The 24050-nt window shown below is 50.0% G+C and carries 24 protein-coding genes; 12 read left to right on the top strand and 12 right to left on the bottom strand.

Translation table 11 applies throughout. The features are described from left to right. Position 1 precedes the first annotated feature (1 nt). Entirely contained in the window at positions 2-511 is a 510-nt protein-coding gene (locus tag ACCI51_RS13635) for a hypothetical protein (protein ID WP_371844072.1), read from the bottom strand. 427 nt (positions 512-938) lie between these two features. Further along, complete coding sequence (locus ACCI51_RS13630) at positions 939-1952, bottom strand: NADP-dependent oxidoreductase (protein ID WP_371844070.1); 1014 nt, start codon at positions 1950-1952, stop codon at positions 939-941. Between the two features lie 147 nt (positions 1953-2099). Between ACCI51_RS13630 and ACCI51_RS13625 the strand changes: the two genes are divergently transcribed. The 3 genes from ACCI51_RS13625 to ACCI51_RS13615 all read left to right on the top strand — a co-directional run bounded on the left by ACCI51_RS13625 (position 2100) and on the right by ACCI51_RS13615 (position 4326). Continuing rightward, positions 2100-3008 carry a LysR family transcriptional regulator gene (locus tag ACCI51_RS13625; RefSeq protein WP_371844068.1) on the top strand — a complete coding sequence of 303 codons (909 nt, stop codon included), beginning with the start codon at positions 2100-2102 and terminating at the stop codon, positions 3006-3008. Positions 3009-3152: 144 nt separating this feature from the next. After that, on the top strand, positions 3153-3779 hold the full coding sequence (locus tag ACCI51_RS13620) for a hypothetical protein (protein ID WP_371844066.1): 627 nt from the start codon (positions 3153-3155) through the stop codon (positions 3777-3779). 286 nt (positions 3780-4065) lie between these two features. Beyond that, the gene (locus tag ACCI51_RS13615) at positions 4066-4326 is read left to right on the top strand and encodes a hypothetical protein (RefSeq protein WP_371844065.1); all 261 of its coding nucleotides are present in this window, start codon (positions 4066-4068) and stop codon (positions 4324-4326) included. Between the two features lie 254 nt (positions 4327-4580). On the opposite strand, the gene ACCI51_RS13610 is transcribed toward ACCI51_RS13615, so the two are convergent. Then, complete coding sequence (locus ACCI51_RS13610; RefSeq protein ID WP_371844063.1) at positions 4581-4835, bottom strand: hypothetical protein; 255 nt, start codon at positions 4833-4835, stop codon at positions 4581-4583. 773 nt (positions 4836-5608) lie between these two features. Between ACCI51_RS13610 and ACCI51_RS13605 the strand changes: the two genes are divergently transcribed. After that, positions 5609-5914, top strand: coding sequence for a DUF1330 domain-containing protein (locus ACCI51_RS13605; protein ID WP_371844062.1), 306 nt, complete (start codon positions 5609-5611; stop codon positions 5912-5914). Beyond that, complete coding sequence (locus ACCI51_RS13600) at positions 5898-6452, top strand: M23 family metallopeptidase (protein WP_371844060.1); 555 nt, start codon at positions 5898-5900, stop codon at positions 6450-6452. Before ACCI51_RS13605 ends, ACCI51_RS13600 begins: the two co-directional genes overlap by 17 nt. 35 nt (positions 6453-6487) lie before the next feature. Here ACCI51_RS13600 and ACCI51_RS13595 read toward each other — a convergent pair whose 3' ends face one another. The 3 genes from ACCI51_RS13595 to ACCI51_RS13585 form a co-directional block, all read right to left on the bottom strand. Further along, positions 6488-7873, bottom strand: a complete 1386-nt coding sequence (locus ACCI51_RS13595) for an MFS transporter (RefSeq protein WP_371844058.1) — start codon at positions 7871-7873, stop codon at positions 6488-6490. A gap of 116 nt (positions 7874-7989) precedes the next feature. Continuing rightward, positions 7990-9387, bottom strand: a complete 1398-nt coding sequence (locus tag ACCI51_RS13590) for an MFS transporter (protein WP_371844056.1) — start codon at positions 9385-9387, stop codon at positions 7990-7992. A gap of 45 nt (positions 9388-9432) precedes the next feature. Next, a complete protein-coding gene (locus tag ACCI51_RS13585; RefSeq protein ID WP_371844054.1) occupies positions 9433-10821 on the bottom strand; it encodes an MFS transporter in 1389 nt (462 codons plus the stop codon). A 253-nt stretch (positions 10822-11074) separates the two neighbouring features. Between ACCI51_RS13585 and ACCI51_RS13580 the strand changes: the two genes are divergently transcribed. Beyond that, positions 11075-11509, top strand: coding sequence for a DUF4174 domain-containing protein (locus tag ACCI51_RS13580; RefSeq protein ID WP_299582814.1), 435 nt, complete (start codon positions 11075-11077; stop codon positions 11507-11509). 3 nt (positions 11510-11512) lie between these two features. Here ACCI51_RS13580 and ACCI51_RS13575 read toward each other — a convergent pair whose 3' ends face one another. After that, complete coding sequence (locus ACCI51_RS13575) at positions 11513-13084, bottom strand: hypothetical protein (RefSeq protein ID WP_371844053.1); 1572 nt, start codon at positions 13082-13084, stop codon at positions 11513-11515. Between the two features lie 111 nt (positions 13085-13195). After that, complete coding sequence (locus tag ACCI51_RS13570; protein WP_371844052.1) at positions 13196-14419, bottom strand: alkylhydroperoxidase-related (seleno)protein; 1224 nt, start codon at positions 14417-14419, stop codon at positions 13196-13198. 441 nt (positions 14420-14860) lie between these two features. On the opposite strand from ACCI51_RS13570, the gene ACCI51_RS13565 reads away from it, so the two are divergent. Continuing rightward, entirely contained in the window at positions 14861-15511 is a 651-nt protein-coding gene (locus ACCI51_RS13565; protein ID WP_371844051.1) for an NAD(P)H-binding protein, read from the top strand. 226 nt (positions 15512-15737) lie between these two features. Continuing rightward, positions 15738-16322 carry an exopolysaccharide biosynthesis protein gene (locus tag ACCI51_RS13560; RefSeq protein ID WP_299582802.1) on the top strand — a complete coding sequence of 195 codons (585 nt, stop codon included), beginning with the start codon at positions 15738-15740 and terminating at the stop codon, positions 16320-16322. Positions 16323-16369: 47 nt separating this feature from the next. Here ACCI51_RS13560 and ACCI51_RS13555 read toward each other — a convergent pair whose 3' ends face one another. The 3 genes from ACCI51_RS13555 to ACCI51_RS13545 form a co-directional block, all read right to left on the bottom strand. Continuing rightward, positions 16370-16969, bottom strand: a complete 600-nt coding sequence (locus ACCI51_RS13555) for a CPBP family intramembrane glutamic endopeptidase (RefSeq protein ID WP_371844050.1) — start codon at positions 16967-16969, stop codon at positions 16370-16372. Positions 16970-17040: 71 nt separating this feature from the next. Further along, positions 17041-17562, bottom strand: a complete 522-nt coding sequence (locus tag ACCI51_RS13550) for a GDYXXLXY domain-containing protein (protein WP_371844049.1) — start codon at positions 17560-17562, stop codon at positions 17041-17043. Continuing rightward, the gene (locus ACCI51_RS13545; protein ID WP_371844048.1) at positions 17559-18875 is read right to left on the bottom strand and encodes a DUF2157 domain-containing protein; all 1317 of its coding nucleotides are present in this window, start codon (positions 18873-18875) and stop codon (positions 17559-17561) included. The genes ACCI51_RS13550 and ACCI51_RS13545 overlap by 4 nt, the downstream gene beginning before the upstream one ends. A gap of 277 nt (positions 18876-19152) precedes the next feature. Between ACCI51_RS13545 and ahpC the strand changes: the two genes are divergently transcribed. Both ahpC and ACCI51_RS13535 read left to right on the top strand, forming a co-directional pair. Continuing rightward, positions 19153-19719 carry an alkyl hydroperoxide reductase subunit C gene (gene ahpC, locus ACCI51_RS13540; RefSeq protein WP_371844047.1) on the top strand — a complete coding sequence of 189 codons (567 nt, stop codon included), beginning with the start codon at positions 19153-19155 and terminating at the stop codon, positions 19717-19719. A gap of 742 nt (positions 19720-20461) precedes the next feature. Further along, positions 20462-20725 (top strand): hypothetical protein, encoded by a 264-nt coding sequence (locus ACCI51_RS13535; protein WP_371844045.1) that lies wholly within the window; start codon positions 20462-20464, stop codon positions 20723-20725. 3 nt (positions 20726-20728) lie between these two features. On the opposite strand, the gene ACCI51_RS19475 is transcribed toward ACCI51_RS13535, so the two are convergent. Then, positions 20729-21067, bottom strand: a complete 339-nt coding sequence (locus ACCI51_RS19475) for a hypothetical protein (RefSeq protein WP_455363780.1) — start codon at positions 21065-21067, stop codon at positions 20729-20731. 64 nt (positions 21068-21131) lie between these two features. Here ACCI51_RS19475 and ACCI51_RS13525 point away from each other — a divergent pair, with 64 nt between their 5' ends. After that, positions 21132-22457 (top strand): cytosine deaminase, encoded by a 1326-nt coding sequence (locus ACCI51_RS13525; protein ID WP_371844043.1) that lies wholly within the window; start codon positions 21132-21134, stop codon positions 22455-22457. Continuing rightward, positions 22454-23851 (top strand): FAD-binding oxidoreductase, encoded by a 1398-nt coding sequence (locus ACCI51_RS13520; protein WP_371844042.1) that lies wholly within the window; start codon positions 22454-22456, stop codon positions 23849-23851. The genes ACCI51_RS13525 and ACCI51_RS13520 overlap by 4 nt, the downstream gene beginning before the upstream one ends. The last annotated feature ends 199 nt before the right edge of the window (positions 23852-24050 follow it).

The following is a 24050-nucleotide window of genomic DNA, read 5'->3' as shown; positions in this document are numbered from 1 at the left end:
ATTACCAGTCCTTGAAGTTAATCTCGGACTCAGTTCCGGAAATTCTGATCTCGACAAATTTTGGCCCCACAGCCTTGTCCACTTGGTAGGAGGCATTGGCCCGGTACTCTTTACCGGAGGGTGTCTTGCCAATAAAGCGCACCTGGAGCGGGTGCGCGCCGGCCTGCACGTTACCGGTGTAAATTTTTTGTACCCCACCTTTTTGCAGGGACTCAATTTCGCGATAGGTGTAGAGATGGTGCGCGACAATTTCACCATTGAGTTTGACCTCAACCGATTCAAGCTCAAAAGGCTTCTCATCGGCAATAGAGACAAACAGGGCTACCTGGGTATTAGAGGGAAAAAGCAGCTTTTCTTCTAACTGCGCCAGAGTCGCGGTTAGGTCGATCACGTCTTTTTTCACATCCTGGATTTGCTCATCCAGCCCGCGAATATCATCGCGACTGACACTCTGTGCGTTCACAGTGCATGCCAACACAAGAAGAAGTATTACCTGTAAAATTCTGAACATGTGGCCTACCTCTAACCCTACCCTTATCAATGAATAACAGCGATGTGCACGACCCTTGCGAGCCACATTGAAGTGCCTGTAAACAGGGACCTTTCAGCCAGCGGCATTGTAGTGAATAGAGGAATGGGGGGATGTGAGGGAGGTCAAATCTAGCAAAACCGACAATCGCTAATTTTTCGCACTGAAAAACCACACCACCGGCCAATATGTGAAGCATGTCGTACATTATTCACCCTATAAGCCGCTCCGCTCTCACAGGATGTTTACAAACTGACGGGGGTGGAGGCTTGTGTGGATGCCGCTTGAACGTCTCGCGAGGCCCATTGCCCACAGCCGCCAAGAGTATGTATCGCTACCGAAAGCCGCGACAGCCGCCTAGAATTTTTCCGGCGGCTACCGTCTTAGCGACCCAGCGTGCGCTGGAAGGTTACGTGGAGCCCCCCACAGAAATGACCACCTTGCCTTTTGCCCGCTTGGTGTTCAAATGGGAAAACGCCGCTATGCTCTGCTCAAACGGATATATCTTATCGATCACAGGGGATAAAATTTTATCCTGGTACAACGCTGCCAACTCAAGAAGCTGATCGCCATTGGGCTGCATAATGACCATTCGATAAAGCGCATTTTTTTGCTTGGCGAGCTTTAAAATTGGTCCAGACCTAAGCCGGATCAATTTACGCAGCAACCAATTGATGCCAAGCTCTCTCGCCGACTGCGGATCCAGCACACCAGCAATAGAAACAACCCTGCCACCCTGCTTTAAAACTTTGAAGGCCTCTTTTGTGTACTGATTTCCCAGGGTGTCATAAACCACATCGATACCCGAGAGAAGCTCAAGGTAGTTTTCTTTCTTGTAATCGATCACCTGATCCGCGCCCAGTTTGCGCACCCACTCCACATTGTCACTGCTGGTTGTAGTAATCACATAGGCCCCATAGGCCTTTGCCAGCTGAATCGCCACAGAGCCGATGCCACCGGAACCCGCATGGATCAATACTTTCTCACCCTTCTTTAAACCAGCCACCTGAATCAGAGCCTGGTAGGAAGTCAAACCCACCAGAGGGACACTCGCGGACTCCTCGTGCGAGAGGTTCTCCGGCTTCTTCGCCAAATGCGAAGCATCAACAACCAAACACTGAGCAACGGTCCCCACATGATCCTCACCAACTCTGGCAAAAACTGCATCACCAATCTGGTACTTGGAAACTCCGCTCCCCACAGACACCACCTCCCCGCTCAAATCGCGGCCAATGCCCACCGGCAGGTTGAGCTTTTTTACGGCTTTCAAATCACCGCGCATCACCATCAAATCCACGGGGTTGATCGCGGCGGCGTGAATCTTGATCAGCACCTCGCCGGCACCCGGCTCAAGTACATCCAACTCCTGAAAAGCCAGACTGCTGTCGATATCCCCGTACTGGGTAATTTGGAGTGCTTTCATTAGTTTCTCTGCTCATCTGTTCACGAATGCGGGCGATTGTGCCCCCCGCCCCACACAGAAAACAGACAACATTCAATGGAAGTCTTTTGTCGTTTGGACAATAATAAATAGTAATTTCGAACTAAAGACCCAAATAGAAGAGGGTTTATGGACAAAATCAGGGCTTTACGCTATTTCAAGCGTGTGGCGGAGCTGTGCAGTTTTACCGCGGTAGCCGAGGAGTTCGATGTACCCGCCTCTTCCATCTCGCGGCGGGTGAGGGACCTGGAACAGTTCCTCGGCATTGCGCTATTACAGCGCAGCACCCGTAAAGTGGAAGTTACCGAGCTGGGTAAACTCTACTACTCCATGACCAGCGAAGCCATTCGCCAACTGGAGCAGGCCGACGAACTGGTAAGCCAGACCTTTGAAGCCCCCAGCGGTTTAATCCGCATTAGCTGTCTGCCCTTATACGGAGAGCAACACCTAACCCCTGTACTGGAGCAGTTCGCCCAACAGTACCCCAATATTATTTTTGACCTACACTACAGTGACGAACTGACCCAGCTGGGGCAAGACCCGGTAGATATCGCCATACGCGGCGGCTTTGCACCCGATGAACATGTCATCGCCAAGCGCCTGGCCAAGAACGAATTCTCCCTGACCACCTCGCCCGAATACCTAAATACCCTGCAGCAAACATTACCCCTGAACAAACAGGCCATAGAATCCATTCAGGCCCTGCAATACCGAGGACCCAAAGGGCCCATAGACTGGCACTATTACAACGGCGAACGGTGGGAGCCGCTGAAACTAGTTACCCACTTGATCAGCAACAACGGCAAAGCCCTACTAGCCGCCGCACTCAATCACCGCGGTATGTTCTGCGTACCCACCTGGAGTATTTGCGAACACTTGGAATCCGGGGAATTGGTACAAGTCCCAACCGCAGGCAAAGTCTCTGTCAGCCCAGGGGGGGATATCGGGATTTTCCTACTCTACGAACGCAGCAAATATCAAATTCCCAAAATAAAATTATGCGTGGATTTTATTTGTACACATTTGCAGGAAATCTAAAACCGAAAGGCAAATCGCAGCCAACCCATAAGCTGGGGACTACAAACACCAATGCATACCTGTCACCAAGCGTTAAGTCGATTGCCCATACCAAGATGATCTATTCTAGAACCTCAAGCTTTACCGACTAGCAAGGAAGTCACTATGGGTCTTGATTGGAATCCGGCCAATAAAGCAAAACCTGGATACGAAGAAGAGTTCAACAAAATCACTAAAAAGCTATTAGGGCGAGTCTGGTGGGGAAGAAAACAACTAAAGAAAAGATTTTCTGAAATATCCATTTCGGCTTTTGAAACACTAAAAACACCTCAAGTAGGTTATGATCAATCCGCTACCGAGTGGGCGAAAGAGAAGTACAGGGAATCAGCTCTAGACGTTACTGAAGATGAATTTTTATCCCGACTAATGGGATATTATGTCTTAGAACTATCCCCACCAAGCGATGGCATACCCGATTACAGCAATAGCGCACTTGGTTACGTGGATGCCTATTCTTTCAGAGCCCAATTTTTAAAAAAGTGCGAAGATATCATCGGGAAAAACCTACTGAACAAAGCATTTGAATACCAACAACCTGCCGAACTGGTCAACTACGGTGACCAACTTATTGAGTCAGCCAATAGATATTCTGCAACACATGGGCTTGAGATCCCAAAGCAAGCTCCAGATGAAATTGATACTCCTTTATTCCATCTGCATATCGTGGCCTCTGCTGGCCGATGGTGTAAATTTTGGGGAAGTAGAGGCCATATGCTAGAGCCATACTTTTAAGAATACGCGTAGAGCCGGGAATATACCCACGAAAAAAGAAGGCAAGATAGCAAAGATCGCGGCTATTAACACAGGCATCGAACAGTGGCCACCCCACTACATCATAGCTTTAATAATGGAACGGATACATATCAACACCTCAGGGAGGAGAACATGCACCCGGTTAACTTCAGGGTTGAATACAGGAGCCTTTAAATGGCCAACAGGAAAATCCAAAGAAACAGGGCAGGCAACAAAAATTAAGAACCGCCATCAATAAAAAACCCAATCTCAAAAGGAGTCAATCGTGAAATATAAACTTGCAGGGCTAACCATTGCTGCAATTGTTTTAAGTGGCTGTGCTTCACTTATGGAGGAAACTGTTATGAAGCGGGCCCCCTTCGATTTAAATTGCGATACAAAATCCATGACCATTCATCAATTGGATAGAAGAACCTATGGTGCTTCTGGTTGCGACAGACGTGCCACATATATTCTGCAAGGCCCCTGTGCCGGTCCGGGAAGTCTTTGCACTGCCATAATGAACACTGTCGCTGAAAATCAATAACAACCATTATTGATTTCTTTAGATAAAATCCTGCGAAACCAAGGCTAACAGGGCATGGCTTCGCAGGATACTCCTCTCCTATAGTTACCCCCAAACCACACCAAAAAGAAACCTCAAGCCAACCCGGCCACCGAGCAAACGACTTTAAAAATCTTTATTTGGCACCACTGTTCGCCAGCCTGTTCTGAGCAACAGTGTATCAAATGCACTTACACGCGCCACCAATAAAGCCGGTATGTGAATGATCTCTAGCCCTAGAACAGCTCCCACTCTATACTGAAGCCTTTCATCCCCAAGAAAAAACAGTCAGCAAACCGCTCTTCTTGATAAAAATTGAATATTTCCATGCAAAAAAACCTTCGCTTAATACCCGGTACAACCGCGCTAATATTAGCGTTGCTATCATTTCTTTTGGGGTCCGCACCATTTACTCCTGCTTTAATCCTGATTTTTATTGCTGTACCTCTAGCTGTACTATCGGCAGCGCTCGGCTCGTGGAGACTTTCCACACTCACTCTTTACTACTCCGCCGCTGCGTGGTTCTCTATCCCGATCTCAAAGGAACTAACTTTTAGAATCGACTATCTTCTTTTAGGTATGTTTATTTTTGGCGTAGCTTTTGGCACCTATTTATATATAGGCTACAACCGCCTCCTCAAACAATCCTAGAAAGACCAAGGGGGTAGATTCCACATTCATCCGATAAAAAATTTAGATTCATGACTTAACTCTTGACAGCAACTCCATAAATACAAACTTAACCTCCAGCGCAAATATCCACACTGCAGAAATACCTGAATAAGCTTCGCGCAGATACAATATTTGCACTCAATTATTATCATATACAGCTCTTTCCAATCTGATCATGATAATATTGAAGCAGCCCTTAACCATGCTGGCATGGTCACTTATTATGGGCCCACTTCCAAAAACAACCTCTACCCAAGAACGCCTCCAATACCCACCCTTAGCCCTACTGGCGAAATCATACGCTTAAGGATTTCACTATTTTGTACCAACTGGCTACTGATGATAATGCTTAAGTATAAACTCCACAGGTCAAATCAAAGGTTTTCCGGCAGACCGACAAAACAAACGTCTAAGGAGTTGCCCTTACGCTATGATGAATAGGCGTCCAATTATACTGCCTTGCAGAGAGCCCTCACAACTTGAGACCCTTGCAATATTGACCTAAACAAGGTATTTCATACAGGCTGAATTCGCAGCCTATTATTTCTCGCCAGCGTAGACCGCGTTAACGATTAATCAGGACAAGCTAAATATGCTATTTGAAATGTTAGTTGGACTAGAAGTTATTGATGATGATGCTTACCAGGCATACCGAAGCGCGATGAAGCCCATATTAGCAGGCTATGGAGGCTCCTTTGGTTATGACTTCAAAATAGCGGAGACACTTCTCTCTGAGACCCCCGATAACATCAACCGGGTTTTTACCATTCAATTCCCCAGCATGAAAATTATGGATCAGTTCTTCTCGGATCCAGATTACCTTTCGGCAAAAACAAAATATTTCGAATCTTCTGTTCGCAGCACAACGATTCTTGCCAGCTATGAAAAAAATATTTAATAAGGAAAACTCAAAAAAACACAGCCGGAATAAAGTCATTATTGTTATTTTCACTCTCTTCGGACTTGGCTTCCTAATCCCGGAAGAACCTCAAATACCGGTTTTAGGGGCAAGTCCAAGCGATTGGAATAAAGATACTTTCTGGTACGAGCCTTGGGGCCCCTCTGGTGTACACAAAGGCATAGATATTTTTGCCAGGAAGGGAAGTCCAGCTATTAGCGCCACCAACATGCTTATCCTATATAAAGGCAATACTTCCAGGGGTGGAAATATTGTCGTTGGTCTGGGACCAAAGTGGCGTATTCACTATTTTGCGCACCTGGAGAATGTATCAAAGGAAAGTAGGGTTTTCATTAGTGCCGGATCGATAATTGGCAGTATCGGAAATACAGGAAATGCATCGGGGAAACCCGCCCACCTGCATTACTCAATAGTTAGCCTTTTTCCATTTATTTGGAAAATAGACAACACTACCCAGGGCTGGAAAAAAGCATTTTACTTAAACCCAATGGAGGTATTAAAAACTTCAAAGGGGTAACAAGTATCAGCTCCATCAAGATATATTGGTACTGCTTACTCTGGCACTTCTTTCGATCTGTCGCGTACAAAGAATAGGCAGCCAATCAGACCGGCCAAAGCGAGATACGCATTCACAGTAAAAGCCCGATCAATACCCACGGCAATACTTGGGGAATAGGCAACAATTGTTGCATTCATACCAAGGCCAACCGCACCACCCGACAGTTTAAACATATAGATAATAGCTCCGGCAAGGCTAGCATGACTTGATGACACGGCCGTAATCCCCGCAGTTGTAATTGAAGGGTTGAACATACCCAAGCCCACCCCAACCACGATGAGTCCAGGTAGCAGCTGTAGAAAAGTTGTACTTTCTTTAAGGTGGGATAACATAAACATACCCACACACATGCAGAATATCCCAATACTCGCCAGTGACCTGGCACCTAAAAAATCATACAGAAGCCCAGATAGGTAGGCGAATATACTCGCTATTATCATTAAGGGAATCAAAGACATCCCGGCCTCCATAGCAGTATACCCCTGAGACTTGATCAGGAATTGGGGTATATACAATAGAGCCGAAAAATAGCTTGTTGCCATCAATAGAGTGACAACGGCAGTAGGGAGAAATCTTTTGTTTCCTATTACCACACCCGGAATCAAGGCATAACTACCCATCCTATGCTCAATTATGGTGAATGCACATATCGAAAGCAGAAAAATCGCCAAGAGTATAATAACGAAAGGCTGCTTAAAGCCGACTTGTGCTGAAATATCCATTGCGAAAAGCAGACAAAACAAAGCGAGGGAAAGCGTTAAAACGCCCCGGTAATCTATCTGCTCATCCGTTTGTTCGGGAACCTCAAAGGGCACGGCCTTCAAGCACATCAATAAAGCAATTGCAGCGATAGGAATATTGATAAAAAATATCCAGCGCCAGCTTAACAGTTCAGCCAATGTGCCGCCAAGTACTGGTCCTACGGCATTGGCAAGTGCGCCTACCGTCATAATTAAGCCACCAGCTTGGCCAGAACGATCATCGGGCATCAGATCGTAGGTCATCCCCAAAATGGACGGCCACATCATTGCTGCTCCAATGCCCATTAGGGCGCGGGAAACCAACAACATGCGCACATCCATAGCCAAGCCGCCGAGCAGTGAGAAGAATACAAAAACCAGGGTCCCATAAATAAACAAGCGGCGCCGGCCATAGAGATCCGCTAAACGGCCCCCAGTGATCACTAGCACACCGAACACCAATGCGTAACCATTGATTATCCATTGTGAGGTAGTAATATCCGCATTAAACTCCTCCTCAATAGCAGGCAGTGCGGGGGCAAAAGCCGTTAAATCATTCGCAACCAGAAATATAGCCATAGATAAAGCAATCAAGCCCAAATATTGCTTTCTGGTGAGAGATTCTTTGGATTTGACCATGAATCTACCCCTTCGTACCCAGCATGGATCGCTTAAAAGCTAAAAAATTGACACTTCATCTGACTTAATATCTCATATCAAGCTATCCATTCCACAATACATATAATGACCTTTCATCACTTTTCTTTCCCTCTGGAAAATATTGGCGGGATTGGTCCGGGTATAAAAAATACGGCAATAACAAAAGCGCTTAAGGCAAAATAGGCATTCACCGTATAAGCCCGACCAATACCACCTACAATATCTGGCGCAAAGGCTACGATAGCGGCATTAACCCCCACCCCCAGAGCGCCACCAGCAATTTTGAACATGTAGAGTATTGCACTGGCAAGACTAGAGCGGCCTGAGTCAACGACCGAAACAACAGCCGTAGTCGCCGCTGGGTTGAATAAACCGATACCAATACCAAGAAAGACCAACCCTGGTATAAGCTCCAGATACTCAGTATCTTGACGCAGATAAGAAAGGGAAAATATTCCGGCGCCCTTACAAAGAAGGCCCGAACAAATGAGCACTTTTGCCCCTAAACTTTTATGTAAACTACCGGAGAGATATGAAGTCAGGGCAAAGGTAGCCATCAAAGGTATTAAAGCCATGCCGGCTTGCAGCGATGAAAATCCACGGTATTCAACAAGAAACTGTGGCAGGAATAAAATAATTGAAAAGAATATCATCGCCGACAACAATGTCACCAGACCTACCAAAAAGAATGTTTTATTCATGAAAATACTTACAGGAATTAACGCTAAATCCTGATTATTCCGCTCCAGTAAAATAAAAATACAGATAAACACCAGAAAAGACATCAATAAATAGACGATTAAGGGATGCCTAAAGCCAATTTCAGAGGCCTGATTCAAGGCAATTAATAGGCTAAATAATGCGGCGCTTAGTGTTATAACGCCCAAATAATCAATTTTTTCCCGAGTATCCTGAGGCACATCCTCAGGTACCGCTCTCCAACATAAACCGATAGCGGCAAGCGCAATAGGAAGGTTGATAAAAAAAATCCAGCGCCAGCTCGCAAAATCCGAGAGTATCCCTCCTGCAATAGGCCCCACTATGTTGGCCAGACCGAGTATCGCCATCAATCCACCACCCACCTGCCCTGCACGTTCTTGAGATACAAGGCTATAGGCCATCCCGATAATAGATGGCCACATCAGTGCCGCGCCGACTCCCATCAAACAACGGACCACCAACAACATGGCCATATCGACTGAAAGCCCCCCAACTAAAGAACAAAGTGCAAAAATCCCTGTACCCACTATAAATACACGCTTCTTCCCATAGATATCGGCTAAGCGCCCGCCCGTAACCACTAAAATGCCAAACACCAGGGCATATCCATTAATCACCCACTGGGAGGTAGTGATACCAAAGCCAAACTCACGCTCTATGGCTGGTAACGCAGGGGCAAACGCGGTCATATCAATCGCAATCAGGAAAAGCGCCAGGGCAACTGCACAGAGCCCATAGACTTGGGGCTTAGTAAGGGACAATGGACTTACCATTGCACACCTCTCCGAGTGCGGGAAGGGACCGCCCAAGCACAGTTTTCACCTCTCCCCCTCTTTTCGCTCTGGTATCCGAGGAGCACTCATATACAAAAAAGCAATAACGAATCCTACAAAGGCAAAACAGGCATTAACCTCAAAAGCCCGGCTAATCCCCATTGCGATCGTTGGGGAAAAACCAACGATCGCGGCATTAATACCCAGCCCCATTGCTCCACCAGTTATTTTGAGCATGTAAATAATGGCGCTCGCCAGGCTGGCACGGTTAGGGTTCACTACCGATATCACCATTGTGGTTGTAGAAGGGTTAAACAGCCCCAGTCCAGCACCCAAAATAATTAACCCGTAAATATAGTCTGAATCCTCACTCAACCTGGACAAATAGAACATGCCCAGACTCATAGCCAAAGTACCAAGGCACACTAATATTTTCCCCCCACACTTTAGGTATAACTTTCCCGCAACAAAAGACATCAAACCGAAAGAAACCATCATAGGGACTAGGGTCAGCCCCGACTGTATGATGGTAAATCCACGGACGTTAGTTAAAAATTGCGGCAAATACAAAATAACAGAAAAGAAAGTGACCGAAGTGAACAAAGTGACCACCCCCGCAGCCAAAAAGCGTTTATTTCTAACAATATCTTTTGGAATTAAGGCAATATCCCGCTCTCGTATTTCGATAGCAACAAATGCAACGCTGAACACAAGAAACATAAGCAGAAGAATCACGACCAATGGATGCCAGGCACCGTGGTTAGATGCGTAACTCAAAGCCAAAAGAAAGCTGAACAACGAGCCCGTCAGAGTGATAACCCCAAAGTAGTCGATTTTTTCATTTGGGTCACAGGGAATATCTAGCGGTATATATTTCCAGCACAGATACACAGCCGTTGTGGCAATAGGTATATTTATAAAAAATATCCAACGCCAGCTAAGTAAATCAGTTAACAAGCCACCAACAATTGGCCCGAGCGTGTTGGCTAAACCACAGACCGCCATAATCAACCCACCGGTTTCCCCGGCACGCTCCTCCGGCATCAGACCGTAGGCCATTCCCAGGATTGAAGGCCACATTAGAGCGGCGCCAATTCCCATCACCGCTCTACTGGCCAATAACATTGGGACATTAGCTGACAGCCCCCCGAGCAGGCAAAACAGCAGGAAAATACTGGCTCCGGTGATAAATGTACGGCGTCGCCCAAAGATATCCGCGATACGCCCCCCCGTGACTACCAGTACTCCAAAGACCAGTCCATAGCCATTAATCACCCACTGAGAAGTGGTAATATTCATTTTCATCTCCCTTTCGATCGCGGGAATCGCTGGGGAGAAAGCACTGATATCAATAGCAATAATAAAAAGGGCAACAAATATTGCCAGTAGACCTAAATGTCTTGATGGAGAATTGGGCTCCTGTGCATAGGCCATGAACGATACCAGCTAAAGAGGCTGAAATGAGATAACCTGCTAGGCAGGGCCATCCCCTGCTTTTGGCTCACTATCGCCCGAAGCACACTCCCAACGTTAAGAGCATTTTGAAATAGAGAAACTATCCAGCCACTTTGCTTGGGTTGACAAACCTCTAGCAGTTGACAGATTTATACACTGACTCCTGAAGTTTAGTAGAACGGCTCAGCTAAACTTAAACGTATTTGACAACCCAAAAAGCAGAGTCTCAACTATGCGCTTACTATTTTCATTACTACTCCCCCTCCTGGCGTTACAGGCTTCTGCCGAGGAAAATCCCATAAATAATCTAAATAATTTTCAGTGGAAGAATCGTATTTTACTGCTAGCCAATCCCCCCAAGACACCTGACACCCTGCAGACTCTACTAAAATTGGGACCACAATTTGCCGAGCGAAAATTACTCTGGTTTTTGTTTGTCAACGGTAAGATTGAAACCAATTATCCAGGTGAAATCACCATTGATTTTTCTAAAAACATTCGCGAAAAATACCTGCGAGGCAATGGGGAGCAGGTTGTACTCATCGGTAAAGACGGCGGAGTGAAATATCGCTCGGTAACATTCTCTCCAGTGGAAATTTTCCAGCGGATTGACCGCATGCCCATGCGTCGTCAGGAAAGACAAGACAACGCCCCAACTCGCCAATAAGGGCTAAGGCAGCCGGCTGTAACTGCCAGAGCACTGGCTGTTTTTCTCAGGATGGCTTGCGGACTGAGCATTGAGCAACAAAAAACTCATCACATGTAGGTCTTCAAATCTCTCCTCGTAGGGTGGAAAGCTGGTCACCCCCTGGGGAAAGGCGTTTAAGTGGCAGCGGGCACAGCTGAACCCTCTCTGGGTATAAGTCTCGAGTGTGGTATTCACCAGATTTTGGGTGCTAGACGTCTGCGGCCCGGAAATACCGGGCCCCAGGTGTGGATTCGGGTTTTTTAGATTTTTATTTTGGGCCCCAATCAGTTGGTAATAAGACCAAACACTATCTCTGAGTAGTGTTTGGTATTTCCAATTCACCCGCTGTACTTCAAAGGGGATCGCTGTCACCCTCGAGACATTGACCTGCTCCCGTTGATCAATAGGAATCAACGGCTCACCCGCTTTGTAGGCCAGCGGTATCACTCCAGCCACACCGCTCTCTCCATTCACCTCATAGCCGTTATCGTAGCGCACCGGGCGCCCATTGAAGTCGCCCGGATTCAGTGAAGGCTGCTTGGGTTTTGGTAGCGGATCAAACAATCTTTTACCAATACGGACATTGTCCACCTGCTCAAAAGTGGATGGCAGATGCCCAAAGGGGGTGACCCTATGGATATGGAAGCCCACTAACCCCATCAACATAGGCTCACTCAATGAACCATCGGGCAAAGGAAATCGCATCAACCGGCGGAAGTATCGGCCTGGAACATCCGGATTGTCCCCGTTGAGCTTCAGTACCTTCCACGCGGCCTTTACCTCTGTGAGCCCCTGACGAGCATAGAGCGGCAGCTGCTTAAGATAAAACTCAAGCCCGGTTGGCACAGGTTGAAAACGGCTCGCATTATCCGAGGGCATCTGGGCAGGCGGTGGGGCCCGCCCTTTTTTATTGGCGTAGCGAATATATTTCCTAACCGCTTGCTCCTGGGCATCAGAATCGTAATAACCAAACTGCTTGATATAGTCGAAATAGGAGCGCCCCAGGGTGACCTCGACCCGCAAGTACTCCTTATTCTGATCCACCACGGGCCCCGTCGGCACATTGGCATCGGTGTAGGGCTGATTGATGCCCGGCGCAAATGGCGTGCCGTACTGGTAATTGCCGCTATAGCAGGGCGGTGTACTGATCCTCACCAGACCGCTGGTGTCCGGCTTGCCCCAGTAGACCGGCCATTGCTGGGGCGGCACAAAGACCGTCTCGGGAGACATATAAGTTTCCCACACGACCAAGTCATCGGGCACCGGCAGGTTTGAGATCGGCGCCAACCTGGCGTGAGGGTTCGGCTGACCTCTCAGCCCATTTTCTTGATAGGGCCAGTTCAACGCGATAAAACTGCGCCAGGCAAATTCGTAAATATCCTGCTGACTGGGTTGTGAACTCGTGCCCCGATGGACCGCGGGAGAAGGGAAACGCTGGCTCACATCGAAGGGCATGATCCAGGGCTTTCCCGGCAATGGCGGATAGGCGTGCGATGCGGGAAGGCCAAACAGTAAGACCAGCGCAATACCTACGGTCAATTTGGAAATGTCCATTTCTGCTACTCCATGGTTTCCCTACCGCTCAACCATGCCTTAAGCGTAGACTTTCCCTAACTGCTATTCATTGTTCAGCGTAATAGCGCAAGCAAACTCTCCCGCTATTGCCTAGGTCCGGTCCTTAGCTCTCTTTCCCACCATTTTGAACAACATGGGGCGAACCTTGCCCACCAACCAACCCAGTGCCTTGCCGCCCGCGGTGGTCTCTGTTGCCTGGGCATAGGTATCCAGTGCCAGCTGACTTTGCGCCTGCTGGCTCAACAGGTCGACTTCTTTATCCAGTTCAATCCCTGTAGCGCTGGCGATGCGGTTCATCCTTTCGAAGCTGCCGATCAGTGCCGCCACATCCACCAGCGCGGAACTGCCGTGTTTGCTCTGAAGGTGTTCACGAGTCGAGCGAACTAACGCGATATCCTCTCCCATCACAGCATCGACAAAAGCGAGCAGTGCCGTATTATCGCCGGTTACCTGGGCGCTGCCATTCCCCGGCGAATCTTCAGAAGAAAGTAGGCTGGTAATATCCTGCGGCTTGCCCTGCACTTCACCGCTCACCTGCAGCAGCATCGCGTGAGAGGCGGAACAGTAGAAGCACTCGTTATTCATCGATACCCTGGTGGCAACCAGCTCTATCTCTGTGCGTGACAGTGCGCGATCATGGTTCTCCCCCACCTGCATAACCTGAGAGGGCAAAAAGTAGTAACGGTTTTCCATATAGCGCTGACAACGCACAGCATCCGGCACCAGGCTTAGTGCTCTGAGCACGTTGGTGGGTTTGGGAATGTCCGTGTATAAATCCTGTTCGCTCTCGGCGCATTGTACCTGGCCTATCATCGGCACCCAGGCGGCGCCCTCTTGTAAACCTTTGGGCATATATTGCGAGGGGTGGTCATCTCCTAAAAATTCCAGAGCCGGAAGTCCCTCCAAGGCGAATCCCAATGCCCGGTGAAAGGTATCCACGTTCATTAAAAATACAACCACGGCCACCAACTCCACATACTGGCCGATGGAAATATCTGCCGACAGCATTTTTTTCAGCCAATCCTCACTCAGACGGGAAGCATCGGTCACTATACGGTGAATAGTATCGATAACCTCTTCGGGAAGATTTGAATTGCTGTCGTGTCGGCCCTCTACCTGATAGGGTGAAAGCGCCTTTTTTCTTTCCCGGCAAAAAGCGCAGGCATAAGCGGCGCGGACTTCTTGCGCAATTGCAAGGTGTTGCTGAGCAGACCACCAATTTCCAGTTTTTCCAATAAACTGCCAGGCCTTTAAGTTTGCATCGCGCAAATCTTCGCGAATAGGATATGGAGATTTCGAATAATCAAATAGCATTGCTCAAATACGCTCTTGTGATTAATTAATTAGACAACTTTAAAACGGGCCCCGCGAGAGAATATTATGTAACGCCACAGTAATTCCACTCTTAAAATAGAAATTATTTTTTTAAATAAAACGAACTTTTATTTAAAAAAATCTGGCAAAGCATTCAAAAACCACTTGCGTTATTCAGACGCCACCAAAAGATTACGCATTACCACTGACTGCCAGGGCAGATCCCAACCCCGGCGTAATCCTCCAGGATTTTTAAAATCTGACACACCGAGTGTGGTTCGCTCTAAAAGCCACACAGGGCGGGGTCCTAGAAAATCCACAAACTGCCTTCAATGCGGATAAAAACATTAGGAAATTACTCAGGGTATTTTTAATACTTGACAGTCATACCCCTTCTCGGGAGATCATCCTTCAACATCCGAAATAGATTGATTTAAGACCATGGCTAAAAAAGCAATTATTCTTGGCGCTACAGGGCTCATCGGCGGCCATCTGATTGAGCAGCTGGTGCGGGAGGCCTCTATCGATCAAATCATCACCCTAACCCGCCGCCCAGCTCCGGCTTCTCACGACAAGGTATCGAATGTGGTTGTGGACTTTGACCGCCTTGAGGAGTACGCAAATCTATTCCAGGGTGACTTGCTTTTCTCATGTTTGGGTACTACCAAGAAGCAGGCTGGCGGCCTTGAACAGCAATATAAAGTGGATGTGGAATATCAATTTCACGCGGCGCAACTGGCTGCGGATAACGGGGTACCCCACTACCTGCTGGTTTCCTCCAGTGGCGCCAATGCTAAAAGCAGCAGCGCTTATCTGCGTATGAAAGGGGAGCTAGAACAGAAAATCCTGGCTCTGCCCTTTACCCGTGTCAGTATTTTCCGGCCCTCACTGTTGATGGGTGAGCGCCATGATTCCCGCCCCGCAGAGAAGCTTGGCGCCATCCTTATGCCCTGGATCTGCAAACTCCCTGGACTGCGCCGCTACCGACCGATTAGCGGCGCGCAGGTAGCGGCCAAAATGATCCGTGTGAGCCAAAAGGCCGGCCAAGGCGTGGAAACCTTTACCTTGGATGAGTTATTTTCCAGCGAGTAATAGATACTGGGCTGGCGCTCAGCGCTCCGGCAGCACAGACTATCTCTATAGGTTTCCCCTTTCCGGTGAACACCATGCTGATTTCTGCGCAATATTTACCTGCAACACTATTTCGCCCGCTGTCATTCGCTGTCACAGCTGAGTACCGGCAAGTTCGTCCGTATTTCAAGCACTGGGGCCCCAACTGGCGCAAACGGCGCCTTTCCTCAAATTGAGCCCCAGCGCTATGCCTCAAGAGTTTACCGGCCTGGGCCAACTGCTGGAGCAAATCGAAGCCAGCTGCCAACACTCTGAGCGGGTCTCTCTGCTACTCGTCATTGAGGTCATTGGGCTCCGTTCTTACGCACCCTTTTTGCTGGTGGTTGGGTTGATCCTGTTTTCGCCCCTGAGTGGTGTGCCCGGTGTATCCACGGCCATGGCAGTGTTGTTGCTCCTGGTCGCCATTCAATTGCTGCTGGGGCGCAGGCATGTCTGGTTGCCCCAGTGGTTATTAAATCGCTCCATTTCCAAGAAAAAACTTATCGGGGCTCTGCACTGGTTGCGGCGACCCGCAGAACTTGCCGACCATTGGATACAGCCCCGCCTGGACTTCCTGGTGAGGCGCAGTGGAACCTATGCAATCGCCACTACCTGCTCGCTGATTGCCCTGGCCATGCCACTGATGGAACTAGTGCCTCTTTCCGCGACCACAGCGGGCTTAGCCCTTACCATTTTCGGACTGGCCCTGGTAGCGCACGACGGCCTGCTGGCCCTCATTGCTTTTACCATCACCGCCCTGCTCTCTCTGCTATTGGCCCATACCCTGCTGTGAAGCGGGCCCCAGGTGAAACCAACCCGCAGGGAACAACCTGCCTCTGCCTATTTGGCCACCCACTGATCCGCATGCAGCAGTTGCGGGTAATAGGCGAGAGCAGTCAGGGCGAAAAAATCGTAGAGGGCATGCCAGACAATCACCCCCAGCAGGCTGCCGCTCACCTGATAGGCGAGACCGAGAATCAGTCCAAAAAAGAAAATCAGCAATACATAAATAAGTGAAGCCCAGTGCAACAGCGCGAATACCAGCGAAGCACCCAATAGGCCCAGAACCGGAGAACTCAGCTGTGATAACCAGGTCTGCAGGAAGCCGCGGAATAGAAGCTCCTCACACACGCCTGCCGCGATAGACAACAGCACTATCTGCACAAGGGACACCTTGGAGAAAATTGGGGCCAGTTGGGCACAGTACCATCGCAAAGTGCGGCCCAACCGATTGTGGGCGCGAGTCAGGCCCAAAACGACAACAAAGCTGAGCGTAGCCCCCAGAATCCCCCAAACAATCGAGTGCCAGGTGGTGGCCCCCATCAGGTGAATGGTCACCCCCGAGAGGTGGATTCCGACCAATGCCAGCAACAGGCAGGCAGCCTGAACCCCCATCATGGTAGAGAAAATATTGACTCGCCGGCCTTTCCCTTGCGACATGAAACGTGGCTCCCTGAATGCGATAATTAACTGGGCGATTCTAATACCTGATGAATCATTGGTTGGCGGGATCAATCATGGCCCACCACATTCCTGAGACGTACCTGACCACTGGGCGCCACCATCAATTCAGCAATTCCGCTATCGCGCAATTCACGCTCTAGTTGCAAGGCTTTTTCCTTGGGGGCGAAATAGGCCTCTATGCCGTACTTGATTCGGTATGCCTGCTCATTGCGCCAGCGATTGCCAGAGGCGATTCGCCCCTTTAGAAATACACCTTCTGTTGGTTTTTTTAAGCTCGCAGCGGAATACACATAGAGTCCCGTGGTCGATTTTTTCAGAGAAACATACACCACCTCGCCCTCACGCAAGCGCTTGCTCCCGGCCAGTTCCGACGCTTCAACCCGGGAAAAATCGTAATTCAAACGCGCATAGTTGCCGCGAAATAGGGAGCGCGGGTCAACCGGAATGGTTTTCACCCGAATAGGCTCCCCGTTCCAGAGCGGTATCTGTGCCTGCACATACATCCCTACAAGTAGTAAAAACTGCACCGCAATGGCTGCCCCCAGGGCAAACGTTACTCCCCTCTTCATGGTGTATCCCCCCTGTCCTGGTGGTACTTCCAGTACTTGGCCGCGCCCAACAACAGGCCCGCAAAAAGAATAAAAATCAGGGCCGCACCCAGGTAATCGCCAATCAGATCGATATAGCGCAGCAATCCGGTAATCAGTATCGACATCACCCCCAGGAAGAAGTAATGGGAAATGCCATCGTGAATCCCCCGGTAGATCAACCAACCACCGACGCCCACCAGGGCAAAATTAGTCGCCACTTGCAGGTTGACCGCCAGATCCTGATTCTCACTGGTACTGACCGTAATCAACGCGGCAGCGAAGCAGAGAAATAGTATCCCAGTCGATAACAGGCGCCGCGTGGTCAGTGCCAGAAACAGAGTGACCGCGGCCAACGCGGTGACCACCACCCACATGGACAGGCGGTGATCCCACTCAGCTTTGATCAATGACTCCCAGGGCTGCGCAAAACTGAATACCAGCAGGCTGATCAAAGCAAAACGCAGGCACCACACAGAAATCACCGCCGCGTAATCTTTGGCCACCGGCGTGTTCTTCAGCGCTAACCAATGGCCGAAAAGGTAAAGCATGGCAAACAGGGAGATCGCCACTGCCAGATTCTCTGGCTGGAATTCCAACCCCGCGTCCGGCTGCTGAATTCGCCAGAATTGCAACAGGGAGTACTCAACCCAAAAACCGATGCTCACCAGCAGCAACAACAGCAGAGTGACACTGGTGCGCCCGCGCAAGAGCACATAGAGGGAAGCCGCAATGAACAGAGGGAAGAGCATCGGGTAATAACCCATGCTCACTTGCAAAATGAACCAGAGCAGTGCCAAAGCACCGCTCTGGAGGGCGAGCCAGGGGCTCCTGGTAATCAGCGCAAACGGCAGGCAGCCCAGCGCCCACCAAAAGATGCCATCGGGCATATGCTCACCCAGATGGTAGATCTGAGCGATCAGGATAATCGATGCACCGAAGAAGAAACTCCCCAGTAGGAAAAGTCCCTCACCCGCACGTGGATCACCCTTTAGATACACGCGCAGCGCCGCGCATTGGGTCCCCACCGTCAGAGCAACCAATCCTCCCATTCGCAAGGCGCGAGGAATCTCCTCCCAATTGGCCCCAATCAAAGTAATAAGGGCCAGGGCGATAAACAGATAGCCAAGCCCCACCAGCACGTTGTAGCCCAGTGAGCGCCGCTGCGCTCGGTGGTAATCCACCTCATAGCGGGCGCAGATTAACTCTGCCTGCGCCTCACTGATCACTCCGTCATCCACCCAATCCCCGGTCTCGCGTGCCAGGTCGTACTTCAATAACCGAATCAATCGCATACCACTATCCTGCGGCAAATATCCATCACCGGTGCACCGCACCACACGCACCCCGAGTTTCCAGGAGTATCTCTAAAGTCGTCCCTTCCTACAATCCAGTGGCGACGACCGAATATCCACTCGTTGGCAACCACAATTGGGCAGCTAGAGCGTCTCAAGATAGCGGGAGGCTATCTGAGAGATTTAAATTGTTAATTTTTATTAGATACCCTATCGCAATAGGATTAATCCCATAGAAGTTACAGACACAACGCGGAATACCTCAAAGGAGCTCTTCATGTCCCGTTATATCGAATCCGAACTCAAACCATTTACCGCCAAGACTTACCAAAATGGCGAGTTTCACGAGATCAGCGACACAGACGTCAAAGGCAAGTGGGCCGTATTCTTCTTCTACCCCGCTGACTTCACCTTTGTTTGCCCCACCGAACTGGGTGACTTGGCCGACAACTATGAAGAATTTAAGAAGCTGGGCGTGGAGATCTACTCCGTATCCACCGATACCCATTTTACGCACAAAGCGTGGCACGATTCCTCCGATACGATCGGCAAAATCGAATATCCAATGATCGGCGATCCCACCGGCACCATCACCCGCAACTTCGGCGTGATGATTGAGGAAGAAGGCATCGCAGACCGCGGCACTTTTGTAATCGACCCGGAAGGCCGTATTCAGATTGTCGAGATCACTGCAGGTGGTATTGGCCGCGACGCCAGCGAGCTAATGCGCAAAATCAAAGCCGCTCAATACATCGCCGCACATCCCGGCGAAGTTTGCCCGGCCAAGTGGAAAGAAGGTGAAGAAACACTGGCACCATCTCTCGACCTGGTTGGTAAGATTTAAGATTTCCCAAGCCCTCACAGGATTGGAATTGGCTTTGCCCACCGCTTGGTGGGCATTGTCATTTGTGAAACCTTTACAACCAAATAAACCACTGCTGCTATCTAATCTGAATTACCACACATTTTCACCCTTTCTAGCAGTTCGGCTTTTTTTCCGCCAAGGGCAGGAGTAAGTCTGCAAGCGGCAAGAGTGTCCGCTATCACTCAAGGGATTCTTCTCGGGGCAATCCACGCTTAATAATAGAATCACTATCTAACCGTATTGCCATGGCCTTTTTATATAAGACTTTAGCCAATTTATAATTGAAACCAAGGAACTTAAATCAACCACTGACACCTCTAACATACTTACCGATATTTAAAGTGCTCGCCCCTCTAGCGTTGAGAGATTCTTATTCTTTATTTAGTGATTACATTGTAATTCCTCAACACGCAAGAACCAGCAGATCTTATCGAAAAATACTTTGACCCTCTAACTCCACATACCAAGCTAACACACGCTCTCCATTCTTTTCTCTTTACAATTCACCTACATTTGCGTGATTTATCAAGCCGAGCAACCCTCGTCAAAGGTATCGAAAGTATTAATCGAACATTCCGCCCTACTCATTTTCCATAGAGTCAAATGCCTGCTCAATTCGCTTTGGAACTTTGCCTTCCCTGATTTCTTTGTTTTCTTCTCGACGATTCCGTTATTTCGGTGCTGATCGGAGAAAGGCAATCCGGGCATAACGGGTAGCCAGTTGGCCTATTCCATCGATAAATTGAAATCCGAAGGCATTGTCAACAGTGGCGATGCACTCACCCCAGGCATTGGGGTGGTGGCGGATGCTCGACAGAAATCCTTCTTCAACAACATGGTTGAGGCCGGGGTTGTCGATGTGGATTTTGACTTTAAAAAAAGCCTATACACAGGAATTCGTGGACAAGGTTGTTGGGCTGGATTTAATGCAGGAATTGATCGGCAACTAGCGCAGACTATATTTACTGTTCAAGCAGGTTCATGAGCTTTAAACGCCACCTTCGGAGGATAGTAAAAGCATGGCCGTGGCCCAAACCAGGACGCAATCTGGCGCTTCTTCCAGCTCCTCAATGGTTTCGCTGAACACTCTATCGATCGATATCAGCCAGGGAGAGTTCGTGTCTTTGCCAGGGCCGTCGGGATGTGGAAAATCCACCGCGCTGGCGGCCTGTGTCTGATCGGCGCCATCGCAGTCGAGTTCGTTGCGGGCACAGTCGGTTCCCGGTCCAGCCCTGCCACCCCGGACAGGATATCGGCTGAACAGGCCCCGCATATTTGCCACAGTCGTATTGGTATCCATCGTGGGCATTTTGATATTTCTGCCCATACTTTTCCTTTATCGCATGCTGTTGCGCAAGTGGTATGAGAGTGCGCTTAAACGGGAGGCGTAGATGCAAGCAGATTGGGGCGCCGGGTTTAAAGGCACCGGCATCATCAGGAAGGCAAGGGTCCCCGCCTGTGTCTTGCGCGACCCGGGCAATTCTGACCCATCGGATCTTGTTTCCTGCGATCTGGTGTTTCGGGATGGAACGCTGATCCAGATTGCCCCGGCTGCAAGTCTGCCGGCGGAGGCGGGCGGGCTCGACCTGGATAATGGTCTGGTCTTGCCGGTATTTGCCGATCTGCATACCCATCTGGACAAGGGGCATATCTGGCCGCGCAAACCCAATCCGGACGGTTCTTTCATGGGAGCGCTACAAGCGGCCGGCAAGGACCGGACAAAACATTGGTCAAGAGAAGATGTCCGGGCGCGTATGGAGTTTGGGCTGCGCTGCGCCTATGCCCATGGCACGGCCGTGATCCGGACGCATCTCGACAGTGTGCCGCCGCAAGATGAGATCACCTGGCCGCTCTTTTGCGAGATTCGCGACGAATGGGCGGGCCGTGTCGAGCTTCAAGGCGTGTGTTTGTTCGGCATCGATCACCTTGCCACAGACAATCCGTATTTGGGGCGTATTGCAGCCAGGGTTCAAGCTGCCGGCGGCCTCTTAGGAACGGCGACTTACATGGTGCCCGATCTGGACCTACATCTTGAAGCGGTGTTCCGCGTGGCCATGGACCATGCGCTGGACCTCGACTTTCACGTCGATGAGACGCTCGACCCATCCGCGGTGTCGTTGCGCCACATCGCCGAAACAGCCCTGCGTCTTGGCTTTCAAGGGAAAATCGTGTGCGGGCATTGTTGCGCCTTGTCGGTACAGCCCGATGACGAGGTAGCCCGGACGCTGGACCTTGTGGCCAAGGCGGGAATCGCGGTCGCTGCGCTGCCCATGTGCAACCTCTATCTTCTGGACCGGGCATTGGGCCGGACCCCGCGCCGCCGGGGCGTAACCCTGTTGCATGAAATGCGCGCCCGCGGAATTGATGTTGTCGTTGCTTCAGATAACACGAGGGATCCCTTCTGCCCCTACGGCGATCTTGATCTGATCGAGACCTACACTCAGGCGACCCGCATTCTGCATCTGGATCATCCTATTGGAGACTGGATCCGCTCAATAACAACCACTCCGGCGCATATTATGGGGATTTCTGCCAGTTGGATTGGGACTGGTGAGCCGGCGGATCTGGTCCTCTTTCGTGCGCGCAACTGGAACGAGCTCCTGTCCCGCCCAGGCGGTCCGCGGCGTGTGCTGCGTGCAGGGGTTAGTATTGACAAGGCCTTGCCGGATTACCGCGAACTGGATTATTACATGCACATAGGAGGGCAGCGTCCATGACTGATATCCCAGCTTTGAAAGCTAATCTCGAGGGTATTAAGGTCGAGGACAATCCTCGAATTGTGAGGCGTAAGAGCCGGGATTGTTTCTGGTTTTCCCCGGTTCTCAAGGAACAGCTTGATGGCGTGACCGGTGACCTGCTTGTCAGCCCCAAAAACGTTGCCGAGATCATTCGCGTTCACAAGGCGTGTTATGCGGCGGACATTCCGGTCACAGCTCGGGGGGCGGGGACCGGCAATTATGGTCAGGCCATGCCACTTTTTGGTGGCGTTATCCTGGACCTGTCGGAAATGGCCGCCGTGAAGGACATCAAGTCAGGCGTTGTCGTTGCCGAACCTGGAGCCGTCATGGCGGATATCGATGCGCTGACGAGACCCCGTACCGGTCTTGAGCTCCGCGTGCATCCCTCCATCTACCGTACCGCGACCATCGGAGGCTTTCTGGGGGGCGGGTCTGTGGGGAACGGCTCGGTGAATTGGGGGGGGCTCTGGGATCTGGGCAACGTCATCCGCCTGCGATTAGTGACCATGGAATCGGAGCCACAAGTTGTGGAGCTGACAGGAAGCGATGTACAAAAGGCTCTACACGCGTATGGCACGACGGGCATCATAACCGAGATCGAAGTACCGCTGACCGCAGCTTATGACTGGGTCGATGTGCTCGTCGGGTTCGATGATTTTTTGGATGCGGCCCGTTTTTCCGAAGAGCTAGCCAACATGGATGGCCTTTTGACAAAAAACATCGCTTCGATCGAAGCGCCGTTGCCCCATGACTATTTCCAGCGGCACAAAAAGTTCATCCGCAAAGAACAGTCCGTTGTGGTTCTTATGGTTGCAGCGTTTGCCATGGAGGCATTGGACGGACTCCTACGCCGATCGCCAGTTGGTGAGGTACTGTATCGCTCTGACAGGGCCACCGCTGAAGATATCGAGCATTTGCCTCCCGCTTATGAGCTCACCTGGAGCCACACAACCATGCAGTGCTTAAGGGGCGACCCATCGATTACCTATCTTCAGGTCCGTTACCCTGACGAGAACCCACTCGAGACCATCGGCACGTTGCAAAATATATTTGCAGAGGAGCTACCCGGCCACCTGGAGTTTATCCGCTACAACGGACGTCTGATCCCCATCGGTCTACCAATTGTTCGCTTCACGGACAAATCCCGGCTTGATGAAATCATCCAGCGGCATGAGGCGCTGGGGTGTACGATCTTCAATCCGCACCGCTACACGCTGGAAGAAGGCGGCTCAAAGCCAGTCGACGCGGCTCTACTGGCATTCAAAAGGCAGATGGATCCCAAAGGTCTGCTCAATCCGGGCAAGCTGATCGCCTGGGACCATCCGGACTACAAATTTGATCGTGATCAGAATTTTCTGTTTCCAGGCTTGTAGCGTTCGTAACTCTTCGCCATTCACTCGGGTATGAGTGAGTATGCTGAATTATCGGCTCTCTTTAAGTCTTGAAGGGCACAGCGCATAGGTTAACAATTGGCACAACGAGCCCAGCAAGCGACACCCCAAACTGAAGCCAGTATCTATGTCGGAAAGGCCCTTGGGCATCCTCACAAGAACTGGTTATTTAGGGATGCCG

It is taken from the genome of Microbulbifer echini, assembly GCF_041447225.1.
GTDB classification, from domain to species: domain Bacteria; phylum Pseudomonadota; class Gammaproteobacteria; order Pseudomonadales; family Cellvibrionaceae; genus Microbulbifer; species Microbulbifer echini.
This window is presented reverse-complemented; position numbering and strand designations above follow the sequence as displayed.

Coding starts and splice junctions, on each gene's coding strand:
- ACCI51_RS13635 (WP_371844072.1), bottom strand. CDS start 511: ATGTTCAGAATTTTACAGGTAATACTTCTTCTTGTGTTGGCATGCACT.
- ACCI51_RS13630 (WP_371844070.1), bottom strand. CDS start 1,952: ATGAAAGCACTCCAAATTACCCAGTACGGGGATATCGACAGCAGTCTG.
- ACCI51_RS13625 (WP_371844068.1), top strand. CDS start 2,100: ATGGACAAAATCAGGGCTTTACGCTATTTCAAGCGTGTGGCGGAGCTG.
- ACCI51_RS13620 (WP_371844066.1), top strand. CDS start 3,153: ATGGGTCTTGATTGGAATCCGGCCAATAAAGCAAAACCTGGATACGAA.
- ACCI51_RS13605 (WP_371844062.1), top strand. CDS start 5,609: ATGCTATTTGAAATGTTAGTTGGACTAGAAGTTATTGATGATGATGCT.
- ACCI51_RS13600 (WP_371844060.1), top strand. CDS start 5,898: ATGAAAAAAATATTTAATAAGGAAAACTCAAAAAAACACAGCCGGAAT.
- ACCI51_RS13595 (WP_371844058.1), bottom strand. CDS start 7,873: ATGGTCAAATCCAAAGAATCTCTCACCAGAAAGCAATATTTGGGCTTG.
- ACCI51_RS13590 (WP_371844056.1), bottom strand. CDS start 9,387: ATGGTAAGTCCATTGTCCCTTACTAAGCCCCAAGTCTATGGGCTCTGT.
- ACCI51_RS13585 (WP_371844054.1), bottom strand. CDS start 10,821: ATGGCCTATGCACAGGAGCCCAATTCTCCATCAAGACATTTAGGTCTA.
- ACCI51_RS13580 (WP_299582814.1), top strand. CDS start 11,075: ATGCGCTTACTATTTTCATTACTACTCCCCCTCCTGGCGTTACAGGCT.
- ACCI51_RS13575 (WP_371844053.1), bottom strand. CDS start 13,084: ATGGACATTTCCAAATTGACCGTAGGTATTGCGCTGGTCTTACTGTTT.
- ACCI51_RS13570 (WP_371844052.1), bottom strand. CDS start 14,419: ATGCTATTTGATTATTCGAAATCTCCATATCCTATTCGCGAAGATTTG.
- ACCI51_RS13565 (WP_371844051.1), top strand. CDS start 14,861: ATGGCTAAAAAAGCAATTATTCTTGGCGCTACAGGGCTCATCGGCGGC.
- ACCI51_RS13560 (WP_299582802.1), top strand. CDS start 15,738: ATGCCTCAAGAGTTTACCGGCCTGGGCCAACTGCTGGAGCAAATCGAA.
- ACCI51_RS13555 (WP_371844050.1), bottom strand. CDS start 16,969: ATGTCGCAAGGGAAAGGCCGGCGAGTCAATATTTTCTCTACCATGATG.
- ACCI51_RS13550 (WP_371844049.1), bottom strand. CDS start 17,562: ATGAAGAGGGGAGTAACGTTTGCCCTGGGGGCAGCCATTGCGGTGCAG.
- ACCI51_RS13545 (WP_371844048.1), bottom strand. CDS start 18,875: ATGCGATTGATTCGGTTATTGAAGTACGACCTGGCACGCGAGACCGGG.
- ahpC (WP_371844047.1), top strand. CDS start 19,153: ATGTCCCGTTATATCGAATCCGAACTCAAACCATTTACCGCCAAGACT.
- ACCI51_RS19475 (WP_455363780.1), bottom strand. CDS start 21,067: ATGGGCAGAAATATCAAAATGCCCACGATGGATACCAATACGACTGTG.
- ACCI51_RS13525 (WP_371844043.1), top strand. CDS start 21,132: ATGCAAGCAGATTGGGGCGCCGGGTTTAAAGGCACCGGCATCATCAGG.
- ACCI51_RS13520 (WP_371844042.1), top strand. CDS start 22,454: ATGACTGATATCCCAGCTTTGAAAGCTAATCTCGAGGGTATTAAGGTC.